Annotated in this window: 27 protein-coding genes; all 27 read left to right on the top strand. The window is 58.2% G+C overall.

The annotated features are described in order from the left end of the window. Positions 1-203: 203 nt before the first annotated feature. The 27 genes from rpsJ to rpoA all read left to right on the top strand — a co-directional run bounded on the left by rpsJ (position 204) and on the right by rpoA (position 13,458). On the top strand, positions 204-515 hold the full coding sequence (rpsJ, locus tag A9G05_RS19245) for a 30S ribosomal protein S10 (RefSeq protein ID WP_003243886.1): 312 nt from the start codon (positions 204-206) through the stop codon (positions 513-515). Between the two features lie 85 nt (positions 516-600). After that, positions 601-1,236, top strand: a complete 636-nt coding sequence (gene rplC, locus A9G05_RS19240) for a 50S ribosomal protein L3 (protein WP_069562480.1) — start codon at positions 601-603, stop codon at positions 1,234-1,236. 14 nt (positions 1,237-1,250) lie between these two features. Next, entirely contained in the window at positions 1,251-1,853 is a 603-nt protein-coding gene (rplD, locus tag A9G05_RS19235) for a 50S ribosomal protein L4 (RefSeq protein ID WP_044410967.1), read from the top strand. Then, positions 1,850-2,149, top strand: coding sequence for a 50S ribosomal protein L23 (rplW, locus tag A9G05_RS19230; protein WP_044410970.1), 300 nt, complete (start codon positions 1,850-1,852; stop codon positions 2,147-2,149). Before rplD ends, rplW begins: the two co-directional genes overlap by 4 nt. Before the next feature lie 11 nt (positions 2,150-2,160). Further along, positions 2,161-2,982 carry a 50S ribosomal protein L2 gene (gene rplB, locus A9G05_RS19225; RefSeq protein WP_069562479.1) on the top strand — a complete coding sequence of 274 codons (822 nt, stop codon included), beginning with the start codon at positions 2,161-2,163 and terminating at the stop codon, positions 2,980-2,982. 14 nt (positions 2,983-2,996) lie between these two features. After that, entirely contained in the window at positions 2,997-3,272 is a 276-nt protein-coding gene (gene rpsS, locus A9G05_RS19220) for a 30S ribosomal protein S19 (RefSeq protein WP_027590504.1), read from the top strand. A gap of 13 nt (positions 3,273-3,285) precedes the next feature. Further along, positions 3,286-3,618, top strand: a complete 333-nt coding sequence (rplV, locus tag A9G05_RS19215; protein ID WP_044410997.1) for a 50S ribosomal protein L22 — start codon at positions 3,286-3,288, stop codon at positions 3,616-3,618. Between the two features lie 13 nt (positions 3,619-3,631). Beyond that, positions 3,632-4,318: a 30S ribosomal protein S3 gene (rpsC, locus tag A9G05_RS19210; RefSeq protein ID WP_044411000.1), complete on the top strand. Its 687-nt coding sequence runs from the start codon at positions 3,632-3,634 to the stop codon at positions 4,316-4,318. A 12-nt stretch (positions 4,319-4,330) separates the two neighbouring features. Further along, a complete protein-coding gene (gene rplP / locus A9G05_RS19205; protein ID WP_044411003.1) occupies positions 4,331-4,744 on the top strand; it encodes a 50S ribosomal protein L16 in 414 nt (137 codons plus the stop codon). Continuing rightward, positions 4,744-4,935, top strand: a complete 192-nt coding sequence (rpmC, locus tag A9G05_RS19200; RefSeq protein ID WP_044411006.1) for a 50S ribosomal protein L29 — start codon at positions 4,744-4,746, stop codon at positions 4,933-4,935. The genes rplP and rpmC overlap by 1 nt, the downstream gene beginning before the upstream one ends. 2 nt (positions 4,936-4,937) lie before the next feature. Continuing rightward, positions 4,938-5,204, top strand: a complete 267-nt coding sequence (gene rpsQ / locus A9G05_RS19195) for a 30S ribosomal protein S17 (protein WP_044411009.1) — start codon at positions 4,938-4,940, stop codon at positions 5,202-5,204. 22 nt (positions 5,205-5,226) lie between these two features. After that, entirely contained in the window at positions 5,227-5,595 is a 369-nt protein-coding gene (gene rplN / locus A9G05_RS19190) for a 50S ribosomal protein L14 (protein WP_003448734.1), read from the top strand. Between the two features lie 12 nt (positions 5,596-5,607). Further along, a complete protein-coding gene (rplX, locus tag A9G05_RS19185; protein ID WP_069562478.1) occupies positions 5,608-5,922 on the top strand; it encodes a 50S ribosomal protein L24 in 315 nt (104 codons plus the stop codon). Positions 5,923-5,941: 19 nt separating this feature from the next. Beyond that, complete coding sequence (gene rplE / locus A9G05_RS19180; RefSeq protein ID WP_044411014.1) at positions 5,942-6,481, top strand: 50S ribosomal protein L5; 540 nt, start codon at positions 5,942-5,944, stop codon at positions 6,479-6,481. 13 nt (positions 6,482-6,494) lie between these two features. Continuing rightward, on the top strand, positions 6,495-6,800 hold the full coding sequence (rpsN, locus tag A9G05_RS19175; RefSeq protein WP_044411017.1) for a 30S ribosomal protein S14: 306 nt from the start codon (positions 6,495-6,497) through the stop codon (positions 6,798-6,800). Positions 6,801-6,987: 187 nt separating this feature from the next. Next, positions 6,988-7,380 carry a 30S ribosomal protein S8 gene (rpsH, locus tag A9G05_RS19170; protein ID WP_069562477.1) on the top strand — a complete coding sequence of 131 codons (393 nt, stop codon included), beginning with the start codon at positions 6,988-6,990 and terminating at the stop codon, positions 7,378-7,380. 12 nt (positions 7,381-7,392) lie between these two features. Continuing rightward, positions 7,393-7,926 carry a 50S ribosomal protein L6 gene (gene rplF / locus A9G05_RS19165; protein ID WP_044411021.1) on the top strand — a complete coding sequence of 178 codons (534 nt, stop codon included), beginning with the start codon at positions 7,393-7,395 and terminating at the stop codon, positions 7,924-7,926. 10 nt (positions 7,927-7,936) lie between these two features. Further along, positions 7,937-8,287 (top strand): 50S ribosomal protein L18, encoded by a 351-nt coding sequence (gene rplR, locus A9G05_RS19160; RefSeq protein WP_044411023.1) that lies wholly within the window; start codon positions 7,937-7,939, stop codon positions 8,285-8,287. Between the two features lie 3 nt (positions 8,288-8,290). After that, positions 8,291-8,791: a 30S ribosomal protein S5 gene (gene rpsE, locus A9G05_RS19155; protein WP_044411025.1), complete on the top strand. Its 501-nt coding sequence runs from the start codon at positions 8,291-8,293 to the stop codon at positions 8,789-8,791. Between the two features lie 2 nt (positions 8,792-8,793). Next, positions 8,794-8,970 carry a 50S ribosomal protein L30 gene (rpmD, locus tag A9G05_RS19150; protein ID WP_036991154.1) on the top strand — a complete coding sequence of 59 codons (177 nt, stop codon included), beginning with the start codon at positions 8,794-8,796 and terminating at the stop codon, positions 8,968-8,970. A gap of 3 nt (positions 8,971-8,973) precedes the next feature. Next, positions 8,974-9,408 carry a 50S ribosomal protein L15 gene (gene rplO, locus A9G05_RS19145; RefSeq protein WP_069562476.1) on the top strand — a complete coding sequence of 145 codons (435 nt, stop codon included), beginning with the start codon at positions 8,974-8,976 and terminating at the stop codon, positions 9,406-9,408. Further along, complete coding sequence (gene secY / locus A9G05_RS19140; protein WP_069562475.1) at positions 9,409-10,737, top strand: preprotein translocase subunit SecY; 1,329 nt, start codon at positions 9,409-9,411, stop codon at positions 10,735-10,737. 30 nt (positions 10,738-10,767) lie between these two features. After that, positions 10,768-10,884, top strand: coding sequence for a 50S ribosomal protein L36 (rpmJ, locus tag A9G05_RS19135; RefSeq protein ID WP_003093693.1), 117 nt, complete (start codon positions 10,768-10,770; stop codon positions 10,882-10,884). Positions 10,885-11,018: 134 nt separating this feature from the next. Next, a complete protein-coding gene (gene rpsM / locus A9G05_RS19130; protein WP_044411054.1) occupies positions 11,019-11,375 on the top strand; it encodes a 30S ribosomal protein S13 in 357 nt (118 codons plus the stop codon). 32 nt (positions 11,376-11,407) lie between these two features. After that, positions 11,408-11,797, top strand: coding sequence for a 30S ribosomal protein S11 (rpsK, locus tag A9G05_RS19125; protein ID WP_003093689.1), 390 nt, complete (start codon positions 11,408-11,410; stop codon positions 11,795-11,797). A gap of 16 nt (positions 11,798-11,813) precedes the next feature. Continuing rightward, positions 11,814-12,434, top strand: coding sequence for a 30S ribosomal protein S4 (rpsD, locus tag A9G05_RS19120; RefSeq protein WP_044411057.1), 621 nt, complete (start codon positions 11,814-11,816; stop codon positions 12,432-12,434). 22 nt (positions 12,435-12,456) lie between these two features. Continuing rightward, the gene (gene rpoA / locus A9G05_RS19115; RefSeq protein WP_044411060.1) at positions 12,457-13,458 is read left to right on the top strand and encodes a DNA-directed RNA polymerase subunit alpha; all 1,002 of its coding nucleotides are present in this window, start codon (positions 12,457-12,459) and stop codon (positions 13,456-13,458) included. Positions 13,459-13,477: the final 19 nt, after the last annotated feature.

Here is a 13,477-nt window from a genome sequence, read left to right as displayed (position 1 = left end):
CGGCCGTACCGTTGGTGCCGGTGTTGTTGCCAAGATCATCGAGTAATCGACGATCAGCATCAGAGAAAAGGGCCCTTCGGGGCCCTTTTCTTTTGGATTGGTTAAAAGTTGACACCCTCTGGGGGCGTCCGTACAATTGCGCCTCCTTTTAACAGGCGCAGTCCGTCTGTTGGGGGCAAGCAGAGATAGAGTCTGAGGTCAAAATGCAAAACCAACAAATCCGTATTCGGTTGAAGGCTTTTGACCATCGCCTGATCGATCAATCCACCCAGGAAATCGTGGAAACCGCGAAACGTACTGGTGCTCAGGTGCGTGGTCCGATTCCTCTGCCTACTCGCAAGGAGCGGTATACCGTTCTGATCTCTCCGCACGTCAACAAGGATGCGCGCGATCAGTACGAAATCCGCACTCACAAGCGTGTTCTGGACATCGTCCAGCCGACGGATAAAACCGTTGACGCGCTGATGAAGCTCGACCTTGCTGCAGGCGTGGAAGTGCAGATCAGCCTCGGCTAATAACCTTCGGGTTCTTAGTCGTGTAACGCTCTGAAATGGGCGGCCATAGCGGGTGAAAGCCCCGTACACTCATGAGGTTTACAACATGACTATTGGTGTAGTCGGTCGTAAGTGCGGCATGACCCGCATTTTCACCGAAGAAGGTGTCTCCATTCCGGTTACGGTCATCGAGATCGAGCCGAATCGTGTGACCCAGTTCAAAAGCGAAGAGTCCGATGGCTATCGCGCCGTACAGGTAACTGTCGGCGAGCGTCGTGCTTCTCGCGTAACCAAGGCCCAGGCCGGTCACTTCGCCAAGGCGAGTGTGGCTGCTGGTCGTGGTGTCTGGGAGTTCCGCCTTGAAGAGGGCGAGTACCAGGCTGGCGACCAGATCACTGCCGAGATCTTCCAGGCTGGTCAGCTGGTTGATGTCACGGGTCAGTCCAAGGGTAAAGGCTTCGCCGGTACCATCAAGCGCTGGAATTTCCGTGGTCAAGACAATACCCACGGTAACTCCGTTTCTCACCGCGTCCCGGGCTCCATTGGCCAGTGCCAGACTCCTGGTCGTGTCTTCAAGGGCAAGAAAATGTCCGGTCACCTCGGTGCCGACCGCGTAACCGTCCAGTCCCTGGAAGTGGTTCGTGTCGATGCTGAGCGCAACCTGCTGCTGGTCAAGGGTGCTGTTCCCGGCGCCACCGGTGGCGACGTGCTCGTGCGTCCGGCTGCCAAGGCTCGCGGTTAAGAGAGGAAGCTGAGATGCAATTGAATGTAAGTGGCGCTCAGGCTATCGAAGTCAGCGAGCGTACCTTTGGTGGTGAGTTCAACGAGACCCTGGTTCACCAAGCTGTCGTGGCCTACATGGCTGGCGGTCGTCAGGGCACCCGTGCACAGAAGACCCGCTCCGAAGTTTCTGGTGGTGGCAAGAAGCCGTGGCGTCAGAAGGGTACCGGTCGTGCCCGTGCTGGCACCATTCGCAGCCCCATTTGGCGCTCCGGTGGTACCACTTTTGCTGCCAAGCCCCAGGATCACTCCCAGAAGCTCAACAAGAAGATGTACCGCGCAGCGCTGCGCTCCATCCTCTCCGAGCTGGTTCGTCAGGACCGCCTGGTCGTAGTGCCTGAGTTCGCTGTTGAGGCGCCGAAGACCAAAGCCCTGCTGGGCAAGCTGAATGGTCTGGGTCTGAGCGACGTGCTGATCATCTCCGATGACGTCGACCAGAACCTGTACCTTGCCGCTCGTAACCTGCCTCACGTCGATGTGCGTGATGTTCAGGGTTCCGATCCGGTAAGCCTGATCGCCTATGACAAGGTGCTGGTCACCGTGTCGGCCATCAAGAAATTCGAGGAGCTGCTGGCATGAACCAGGAACGCGTATTCAAAGTGCTGGTTGGCCCGCACATCTCCGAGAAGGCTACCGTTCTGGCAGATGGCAAGAGCCAATTCGTCTTCAAGGTTGCTTCCGATGCAACCAAGCTGGAAATCAAGAAGGCCGTAGAGAGCCTGTTCAGCGTGAAGGTCGCCGCAGTCAATACCCTGAACGTAAAGGGCAAGACTAAGCGCACCGTTCGTGGTCTGGGCAAGCGCAATGACTGGAAGAAAGCGTACATCGCTCTCCAGCCTGGCCAAGATCTCGATTTCGCCAGCAGCGCTGAGTAAAGGGGTGCATCATGGCAATCGTTAAATGCAAACCGACTTCCGCTGGCCGCCGTTTCGTGGTCAAGGTCGTCAACCAGGATCTGCACAAGGGTGCTCCCTATGCTCCGCTGGTTGAGAAGAAGTCCAAGTCCGGTGGTCGTAACAACAACGGCCGCATCACCACTCGTCATATCGGTGGTGGTCACAAGCAGCATTACCGCCTGGTCGACTTCCGTCGCAACAAGGATGGTATCCCTGCCGTTGTCGAGCGTATCGAATACGATCCGAACCGTACTGCGCACATCGCTCTGCTGAAGTACGCCGACGGCGAGCGTCGCTACATCATCGCTCCCAAGGGCGTTGTGGCGGGTGATCAGCTGATCTCCGGTGCCCATGCGCCGATCAAGGCTGGCAACACCCTGCAGCTGCGCAATATCCCGGTTGGTAGCACCGTTCACGGTGTCGAGCTGAAGCCGGGTAAAGGTGCTCAACTGGTGCGTTCCGCTGGTGCTTCCGCTCAGTTGGTCGCCCGTGAAGGTGCCTATGTAACCCTGCGTCTCCGCTCCGGCGAAATGCGCAAGATTCTGGCCGAGTGCCGTGCGACTCTGGGCGAAGTCTCGAACTCCGAGCACAGCCTGCGTTCGCTGGGCAAGGCTGGTGCCAAGCGCTGGCGTGGCGTTCGTCCGACCGTTCGTGGTGTCGCCATGAACCCGGTCGACCACCCGCATGGTGGTGGTGAAGGTCGTACTTCTGGTGGTCGTCATCCGGTTTCGCCGTGGGGCTTCCCGACCAAGGGTGCGAAGACTCGCGCGAACAAACGCACTGACAACATGATTGTCCGTCGCCGTAAATAATCGAGGATACGACTGTGCCGCGTTCTCTGAAAAAAGGTCCTTTTATCGATCTTCACCTGTTGAAGAAGGTCGAAGTGGCGGTGGAAAAGAACGATCGCAAACCGGTCAAGACTTGGTCGCGTCGTTCTATTGTTCTGCCGCAGATGGTCGGTCTGACCATCGCTGTACACAACGGTCGCCAGCATGTACCCGTTCTCGTGAACGAAGACATGGTCGGCCACAAACTGGGCGAGTTCGCCGCTACCCGCACCTATCGCGGGCATGCTGCGGACAAAAAGGCCAAGCGTTAAGGGGTAAGGAAAGATGGAAGTAGCCGCTAAGCTGTCGGGCGCTCGAATCTCCGCCCAGAAAGCCCGCTTGGTCGCCGACCAGATCCGCGGGAAGAAGGTGGGCGAGGCGCTCAACCTGCTGTCCTTCAGCAGCAAGAAAGCCGCTGAAATCATGAAGAAAGTGCTGGAGTCGGCCGTAGCCAACGCCGAGCACAACGAAGGCGCTGATGTGGATGACCTCAAGGTCTCTACCGTTTTCGTTAACGAAGGGCGTTCGCTGAAGCGCATCATGCCGCGTGCCAAAGGCCGTGCTGATCGCATCGTCAAGCGGTCTTGCCATATCACTGTCAAGGTTGCGGACAAGTAACGGAGTCGATCAGATGGGTCAGAAAGTACATCCCACTGGCATTCGCCTGGGAATCGTCAAGGAGCACACCTCCGTCTGGTACGCAGATAAGCGCACTTATGCCGACTATCTGTTTGCCGATCTGAAGGTCCGTGAGTACCTCCAAGACAAACTAAAAAGCGCGTCCGTAAGCCGTATCGATATCCATCGTCCGGCTCAAACCGCACGCATCACCATCCACACCGCTCGTCCCGGCATCGTGATCGGCAAGAAGGGTGAGGATGTCGAGAAGCTGCGCCAGGACCTGACCAAGCAAATGGGTGTGCCTGTGCACATCAACATCGAAGAGATCCGCAAGCCGGAACTCGACGGTATGCTGGTTGCTCAGAGCGTTGCTCAGCAGCTCGAGCGTCGCGTTATGTTCCGTCGTGCCATGAAGCGTGCGGTACAGAACGCCATGCGTCTTGGTGCCAAAGGCATCAAGATCCAGGTCAGTGGTCGTCTCGGTGGTGCCGAGATCGCGCGTACCGAGTGGTACCGCGAAGGCCGTGTGCCCCTGCACACCCTGCGCGCCGACATTGATTACGCAACCTACGAGGCTCACACCACTTACGGTGTGATCGGTGTGAAGGTTTGGATCTTCAAGGGTGAGGTCATTGGTGGCCGCCAGGAAGAGCTGAAGCCCGTAGCGCCCGCTCCTCGTAAAAAAGCTGCTAAGTAAGGAGTACGCAAAATGCTGCAACCCAAGCGTACAAAATTCCGCAAGCAGATGACCGGCCACAACCGTGGTCTGGCTCACCGCGGTAGCAAGGTCAGCTTCGGCGAGTTCGCCCTGAAGGCGGTTTCTCGCGGTCGTCTCACCGCTCGCCAGATCGAAGCGGCACGTCGTGCCCTGACCCGTCACGTGAAGCGTGGCGGCAAGATCTGGATCCGTGTATTCCCCGACAAGCCCGTCACCAAGAAGCCCCTCGAAGTTCGTATGGGTAAAGGTAAGGGTGGCGTCGAGTACTGGGTAGCCCAGATCCAGCCGGGCAAGGTGCTCTACGAGATCGAGGGTGTTTCCGAAGAGCTGGCGCGTGAGGCCTTCGCCCTGGCTGCTGCAAAGCTGCCGCTCGCCACCTCCTTTGTTAAGCGGACGGTGATGTGATGAAAGCGAATGAACTTCGTGAAAAAACCGCAGAGCAGCTGAACGAGCAACTGCTCGGTCTGCTGCGCGACCAGTTCAACCTGCGTATGCAGAAGGCAACTGGCCAGTTGGGGCAGTCTCACCTGCTCTCGCAAGTGAAGCGCGACATCGCTCGCGTCAAGACTGTGCTGAACCAGCAGGCAGGTAAGTGATCATGGCTGAAGCTCAGAAAACCGTCCGTACGCTGACCGGCCGCGTCGTCAGCGACAAGATGGACAAAACCATCACCGTCCTGATCGAGCGCCGTGTAAAGCACCCGATCTATGGTAAATACGTGAAGCGCTCGACCAAGCTGCACGCTCACGACGAAACCAACCAGTGCCGCATCGGCGACAAGGTCACCATCCGTGAGACCCGTCCGCTGGCCAAGACCAAGTCCTGGGCGCTGGTGGAAATCGTCGAACGTGCCGTGGAAGTCTAAGGACTAAGGGTCGGAGAAAGATATGATTCAGACTCAATCCATGCTCGACGTCGCTGATAACAGCGGTGCTCGTCGCGTTATGTGCATCAAGGTCCTGGGTGGTTCGCACCGTCGTTATGCCGGTATCGGCGATATCATCAAGGTCACCGTCAAGGAAGCGATCCCCCGTGGCAAGGTCAAGAAAGGCCAGGTGATGACCGCTGTTGTGGTCCGCACCAAGCACGGTGTTCGTCGTCCTGATGGCTCCATCATCCGCTTCGATGGCAACGCTGCTGTTCTGCTGAACAACAAGCAGGAGCCGATCGGTACCCGCATCTTCGGGCCAGTGACCCGTGAGCTTCGTTCCGAGAAGTTCATGAAGATCGTCTCGCTCGCCCCTGAAGTGCTGTAAGGAGAAGCCGTCATGCAAAAGATTCGTCGTGACGACGAGATCATCGTCATCGCCGGCAAAGACAAGGGCAAGCGTGGCAAGGTGCTCAAGGTTCTCGCTGACGACCGTCTGGTCGTCGGTGGGATCAACCTGGTGAAGCGCCACACCAAGCCGAACCCGATGTCCGGCATCCAGGGCGGTATCGTCGAGAAGGAGGCGCCCCTGCACGTCTCCAACGTCGCCATCTTCAATAGCGAAACCAACAAGGCTGACCGCGTTGGCTTCAAAATCGAAGACGGCAAAAAAATTCGTGTCTTCAAGTCCACCCAGAAGCCGGTTGGCGCTTGAGAATCATAGGTAGAACACCATGGCACGACTGAAAGAGATTTACCGGAAGCAAATCGCGCCCAAGCTGAAAGAAGAGCTGAAGCTGGCCAACGTGATGGAAGTTCCGCGTGTTACCAAGATCACCCTGAACATGGGTCTCGGCGAAGCAATCGGTGACAAGAAAGTCATCGAGAACGCTGTAGCCGACCTGGAAAAAATCACCGGTCAGAAGGCCGTCGTGACCTACGCCCGCAAATCCATTGCCGGCTTCAAGGTCCGCGAAGGCTGGCCGATTGGTGTCAAGGTGACGCTGCGTCGCGATCGTATGTACGAGTTCCTGGATCGCCTGCTCTCCATCTCCCTGCCGCGCGTTCGTGACTTCCGCGGCCTGAATGCCAAGTCCTTCGATGGTCGCGGCAATTACAGCATGGGCGTGAAAGAGCAGATCATCTTCCCGGAAATCGATTACGACAAGATCGATGCGCTGCGTGGTCTGGATATCACCCTGACCACCACCGCCCGCAATGATGATGAAGGTCGCGCTCTGCTGCGCGCTTTCAACTTCCCCTTCCGCAACTGATTGGAGCAGGAATATGGCCAAACAGAGCATGAAGAACCGCGAGCTGAAGCGTCAGCTGACGGTCGCCAAGTACGCCAAGAAGCGTGCCGAGCTCAAAGCTATCATTGCCAACCCGAACTCCACTCCGGAAGCGCGTTGGGAAGCCCAGGTAGCTCTGCAGAAGCAGCCGCGTGACGCCAGCGCGTCGCGCCTGCGTAACCGCTGCCGCATCACTGGCCGTCCGCACGGCGTTTACCGCAAGTTCGGGCTGTCCCGTAACAAGCTGCGTGAAGCTGCCATGCGTGGTGACGTTCCCGGTCTGGTCAAAGCCAGCTGGTGATGTCGGAGGTCGACGCCAGTCGTCGGCCTTTCATGGATGTTTCGAATCAAGCCCCGCAAGGGGCTTGATTCGTTTCTGGGGTCTCTCTAGAATATTCGGCTCGCCCGATTCAGGCCTTCTTGTGCCTGAAGCTCGCAGGTGACTCTAGCCGCAAGGCTATTCTTTTGTATTTAGGAGCAACTAGCCCATGAGTATGCAGGACCCGTTAGCGGACATGCTAACTCGTATCCGTAATGCCCAGATGGCTGAAAAGTCTGTCGTAAGCATGCCGTCCTCCAAGCTGAAGGTGGCGGTAGCCAGCGTTCTGAAGAACGAGGGTTACATCACGGGATACCAGGTCAGCAGCGATGTTAAGCCTCTGCTGTCCATCGAGCTGAAGTACTTCGAAGGCCGTCCGGTCATTGAAGAACTGAAGCGCGTAAGTCGTCCTGGCCTGCGCCAGTACAAGTCCGTCGATCAGCTGCCGAAGGTTCGTGGCGGTCTGGGCGTTTCGATCGTGTCCACCAACAAGGGTGTGATGACTGATCGTGCTGCTCGCGCCGCTGGCGTTGGTGGCGAAGTGCTTTGCACTGTGTTCTAAGGGGGTTGAAGCATGTCTCGCGTTGCTAAGAACCCCGTCAAGCTGCCTGCTGGTGTTGAAATCAAGCTGGCTGGTCAGCAACTTTCCGTTAAGGGCGCCAAGGGCACTCTTGAGCTGAAAGTCCATCCGTCCGTGGAAATCCTGCAGGAAAACGGCGAGCTCCGCTTCGCCGCTCGCAATGGCGACCAGCAGAACAAAGCCATGGCCGGTACCACCCGTGCGCTGGTGAACAACATGGTCGTAGGCGTCAGCCAAGGCTTCGAACGCAAGCTCCAGCTGGTCGGCGTCGGCTACAAGGCTCAGGCCAAAGGCCAAGTGCTGTCCCTGGCTCTCGGCTTCTCCCATCCGGTTGACTACGAGCTTCCGCAAGGCGTAACCGCTGAAACCCCCAGCCAAACCGACATCCTGATCAAGGGTATCGACAAGCAGCTGGTTGGTCAGGTGGCCGCCGAGATCCGCGACTTCCGTCCGCCGGAGCCTTACAAAGGCAAGGGTGTACGTTACGCCGATGAAGTCGTGCGTCGTAAAGAAGCTAAGAAGAAGTAGGGCATAGCAAATGAGCGTAAAGAAAGAAACTCGTCTGCGTCGCGCTCGCAAGGCACGCCTGAAAATGCGCGAGCTGGAAGCCGTACGCCTCTGCGTATATCGCTCTTCCCAGCACATCTACGCCCAGGTCATTTCGGCCGACGGCGCCAAGGTCCTGGCCAGCGCCTCGACTCTGGACAAAGAACTGCGTAGCGGTGCCACCGGCAACGTTGACGCGGCCAAGAAAGTCGGCCAGCTGGTTGCCGAGCGCGCGAAAGCCGCTGGCGTTACCCAGGTAGCGTTCGATCGTTCTGGCTTCAAGTACCACGGTCGCGTCAAGGCGCTGGCCGATGCTGCTCGTGAAGGCGGGCTGGAGTTCTAAGTTATGGCGAACAACGAGCAAAAGCGCGACGAAGGCTACATCGAGAAGCTGGTTCAGGTTAACCGCGTTGCCAAGACCGTAAAAGGTGGCCGTATCTTCACCTTCACCGCGCTGACCGTGGTGGGTGATGGTAAAGGTCGCGTCGGTTTCGGTCGTGGCAAGTCCCGCGAAGTGCCTGCTGCAATCCAGAAGGCCATGGAAGCTGCCCGTCGCAACATGATCCAGGTAGAGCTGGATGGCACCACCCTGCAGTACCCTATCAAGTCCGCTCACGGCGCCTCCAAGGTGTTCATGCAGCCGGCTTCCGAAGGTACCGGGATCATCGCCGGCGGTGCCATGCGCGCTGTCCTGGAAGTGGCGGGTGTCCAGAACGTCCTGGCTAAGTGCTACGGCTCTACCAATCCGGTGAACGTGGTTTATGCCACCTTCAAGGGCCTGAAGAACATGCAGTCCCCTGAAGCTGTTGCAGCCAAGCGTGGCAAGAGCGTCGAGGAGATTCTCTGATCATGGCTACTGTAAAAGTTACGCTGGTCAAGAGCGTGAATGGCCGCCTGGCCAACCACAAAGCCTGCGTCAAAGGCCTTGGCCTGCGTCGTATCGGTCACACCGTAGAAGTTCAGGACACTCCTGAAAACCGCGGCATGATCAACAAGGCTTATTACCTTCTGCGTGTCGAGGGTTAATCCATGAAACTGAACGATCTGCGTTCCGCGCCGGGTGCCCGTCGCGAGAAGCACCGTCCGGGCCGTGGCATCGGTAGCGGTCTGGGCAAGACCGGTGGCCGTGGTCATAAAGGTCAGACCTCTCGCTCCGGTGGCACCATCGCCCCCGGCTTCGAGGGCGGTCAACAGCCCCTGCACCGTCGCCTGCCGAAGTTCGGCTTCGTTTCCCTGAAGGCCATGGATCGCGCTGAAGTGCGCACCTCCGAGCTGGCCAAGGTGGAAGGCGATGTCGTCACTCTGCAAGCGCTGAAGGATGCCAACGTGATCAACCAGAACGTGCAGCGTGTGAAAGTCATGCTGTCCGGTGAAGTTGCTCGCGCGGTCACCCTGAAAGGTATCGCCGCCACCAAGGGTGCGCGTGCGGCCATCGAAGCAGCTGGCGGTAAGTTCGAGGACTAAATGGCTAAGCAAGGTGCTCTCTCCGCGCTCAGCAATGGCGGATTGTCCGAGCTCTGGGCTCGACTGCGTTTCCTGTTCCTGGCGATCATCGTCTATCGGATCGGCGCGCACATCCCAGTGCCCGGTATCAACCCGGACCGGCTGGCCGAACTGTTCCGGCAGAACGAGGGGACCATTCTTAGCCTGTTCAACATGTTTTCTGGCGGTGCGCTGGAGCGCATGAGTATTTTTGCACTGGGGATCATGCCGTACATCTCGGCCTCGATCATCATGCAGCTCATGACCGCTATCAGCCCGCAGCTGGAGCAGTTGAAGAAGGAAGGTGAAGCTGGCCGTCGCAAGATCAGCCAGTACACCCGCTATGGCACCGTAGCTCTAGCGCTGGTTCAGGCCATCGGCATGTCTGTAGGTCTGGCCAGTCAGGGCGTCGCTTTCTCGACTGATTTCGGCTTCCACTTCGTGGCAGTCACCACCTTCGTGGCCGGTGCGCTGTTCATGATGTGGCTGGGCGAGCAGATCACTGAGCGCGGTGTCGGCAACGGTATCTCGATGCTTATCTTTGCAGGCATCGTTGCCGGTCTGCCGAGGGCGATCGGGCAGTCTTTCGAGTCTGCCCGGCAGGGCGATATCAACATCTTCGCCCTGATCGCCATTGGCCTCCTGGCGGTTGCGATCATCGGCTTCGTGGTCTTCATCGAGCGTGGTCAGCGCCGCATCGCGGTGCACTATGCCAAGCGCCAGCAGGGCCGCAAGGTTTTTGCTGCGCAGAATAGCCACCTGCCGCTGAAGGTGAACATGGCGGGCGTGATCCCGGCCATTTTTGCCAGCAGTATCCTGCTGTTCCCAGCGTCGCTGGGGACGTGGTTCAGCCAGTCTCAGAACATGGGCTGGCTGCAGGACCTCTCGCAGGCGATCGCTCCTGGTCAGCCGTTGAATATCTTGCTGTTTAGTGCAGGGATCGTTTTCTTCTGCTTCTTCTACACAGCGCTGATGTTCAACCCGAAAGACGTGGCGGAGAACCTGAAGAAGTCCGGTGCCTTTATCCCGGGTATTCGTCCTGGTGAGCAGTCTGCGCGCTACATCGATGGCGTTCTGACTCGTTTGACCATGTTCGGTGCCCTGTACATGACGGCTGTCTGCCTGCTTCCCCAGTTCCTTGTGGTTGCGGCAAACGTTCCGTTCTACCTTGGCGGGACCTCGTTGCTGATCGTGGTTGTGGTTGTGATGGATTTTATGTCCCAAGTACAGTCGCACCTCGTTTCGCACCAGTATGAATCCCTCATGAAGAAAGCCAACCTGAAGGGCTACGGCGGCGGAATGCTCCGCTGACGCAGTGCCGTAAGGTTCTAGGAGTTACTGATGAAAGTTCGTGCATCGGTGAAGAAGCTGTGCCGTAACTGCAAGATCATCCGTCGCGACGGTATCGTTCGCGTGATCTGCAGCGCGGAGCCGCGTCACAAACAGCGCCAAGGCTGAGTGTGATTCACGCGTCGTGAGCCCGGCAGCTAGTGTGCTGCCGGGTTGATTATTCGTTATTACAGCGCTAATATCGCGCGCCCTATTTCTTGGCTTCCGGGGCACCGATAGCTGTCAACTGGAGTTTTCATTGAATGGCCCGTATTGCAGGCGTCAACATTCCAGATAACAAGCACACTGTTATCTCGCTGACCTACATCTACGGTGTTGGTCGCACCACCGCGCAGAACATCTGTGCGGCTACCGGCGTCAACCCGTCGGTGAAAATCAAGGATCTGACCGACGAGCAGCTCGAGCAGCTGCGTGGCGAAGTGGCCAAGCTCACCACTGAGGGTGACCTGCGCCGCGAGATCAACATGAACATCAAGCGTCTGATGGATCTGGGCTGCTACCGCGGTCTGCGCCATCGTCGTGGTCTGCCTGTTCATGGCCAACGCACCAAGACCAACGCGCGCACCCGCAAGGGCCCGCGTAAGCCGATCCGCAAGTAATTTTGCGTCCGCGAATCGACAGGAATTAAGTCATGGCTAAGCCTGCTGCTCGTCCCCGTAAGAAAGTCAAGAAGACAGTGGTTGATGGGATTGCCCATATCCACGCTTCCTTCAACAACACCATCGTGACCATCACCGATCGTCAGGGCAACGCTTTGTCCTGGGCGACCTCCGGTGGTTCCGGTTTCCGTGGCTCCCGCAAGAGCACCCCGTTCGCTGCCCAGGTGGCTGCGGAGCGTGCCGGCCAAGCCGCTCTGGAATACGGCCTGAAGAACCTCGACGTCAACGTCAAGGGTCCCGGCCCGGGTCGTGAGTCCGCCGTGCGTGCTCTGAACGCCTGCGGCTACAAGATTGCCAGCATCACCGACGTGACGCCGATCCCGCACAACGGGTGCCGTCCGCCGAAGAAGCGTCGCGTGTAATAGGAGACAGTGAGAAATGGCTCGTTACATTGGTCCCAAATGCAAACTGTCCCGTCGTGAAGGCACTGACCTCTTCCTGAAGAGCGGCGCTCGTGCCCTCGAGTCCAAGTGCAACATCGAATCCGCTCCTGGCCAGCACGGTGCCCGTCGTGGCCGTCTGTCCGACTACGGCACCCAGCTTCGCGAGAAGCAGAAGGTCCGTCGTATCTACGGTGTTCTGGAGCGTCAGTTCAGCGGTTACTACAAGGAAGCTGCCCGTCGCAAGGGCGCTACCGGCGAGAATCTGCTGCAACTCCTCGAGTGCCGTCTGGATAACGTCGTCTACCGCATGGGCTTCGGTGCTACCCGTTCCGAATCCCGTCAGCTGGTTTCCCACAAGGCCATCAGCGTGAACGGCCAGACCGTCAACATCCCCTCCTATCAGGTCAAGGCTGGTGACGTAGTCGCTGTTCGCGAGAAGTCCAAGAACCAGCTTCGCATTGCTCAAGCCCTTGAGCTGTGCGCTCAGCGCGGTCGCGTTGAGTGGGTTGAAGTCGACGCCGACAAGAAGTCGGGCGTGTTCAAAAGCGTTCCGGCTCGTACTGATCTGTCCGCCGACATCAACGAAAACCTGATTGTCGAGCTCTACTCCAAGTAAGGGCTAGAAAATAGGTGCATCCATGCAGAGTTCGGTAAATGAGTTTCTGACCCCTCGCCACATTGATGTGCAAGCGGTCAGCACGACCCGCGCCAAGATCACGCTCGAGCCTCTCGAGCGTGGCTTCGGCCATACCCTGGGCAACGCGCTTCGTCGCATCTTGTTGTCCTCCATGCCTGGCTGTGCAGTAGTCGAGGCCGAAATCGATGGCGTACTCCATGAGTACAGCGCCATCGAAGGTGTTCAGGAAGACGTCATTGAAATCCTGCTCAACCTGAAAGGCCTGGCTGTCAAACTGCACGGCCGTGACGAAGTAACGCTGAACCTGGTCAAGAAAGGCCCGGGCGTTGTCACTGCTGCCGATATTCAGCTGGATCATGATGTCGAGATCGTCAACGGTGACCACGTCATCGCCAACCTGGCGGACAACGGCTCGCTGAACATGAAGCTGAAAGTGGCTCGCGGCCGTGGGTACGAGCCCGCTGACGCGCGCCAGAGTGATGAAGACGAGAGCCGCAGCATCGGCCGTCTCCAGCTCGACGCTTCCTTCAGCCCGGTCCGTCGCGTTGCATACGTCGTGGAAAACGCCCGTGTCGAGCAGCGCACCAACCTGGACAAGCTGGTCATCGACCTGGAAACCAACGGCACTCTGGACCCCGAAGAGGCTATCCGTCGCGCCGCTACCATCCTGCAGCAGCAGTTGGCAGCGTTCGTGGACCTCAAAGGTGACAGCGAGCCTGTGGTCGTGGAACAGGAAGACGAGATCGATCCGATCCTCCTGCGCCCCGTCGACGACCTTGAGCTGACCGTGCGTTCGGCCAACTGCCTGAAGGCGGAGAACATCTACTACATCGGCGACCTGATTCAGCGTACCGAAGTAGAGCTGCTCAAGACTCCGAACCTGGGCAAGAAGTCCCTGACCGAGATCAAGGACGTCCTGGCCTCCCGTGGTCTGTCCCTCGGCATGCGCCTCGACAACTGGCCGCCGGCAAGTCTTAAGAAGGACGACAAGGCGACTGCCTGATCGTCGTAATCACCGAACG

This window comes from Pseudomonas sp. ENNP23, assembly GCF_001728945.1.
GTDB lineage: Bacteria > Pseudomonadota > Gammaproteobacteria > Pseudomonadales > Pseudomonadaceae > Metapseudomonas > Metapseudomonas otitidis.
This window is presented reverse-complemented; position numbering and strand designations above follow the sequence as displayed.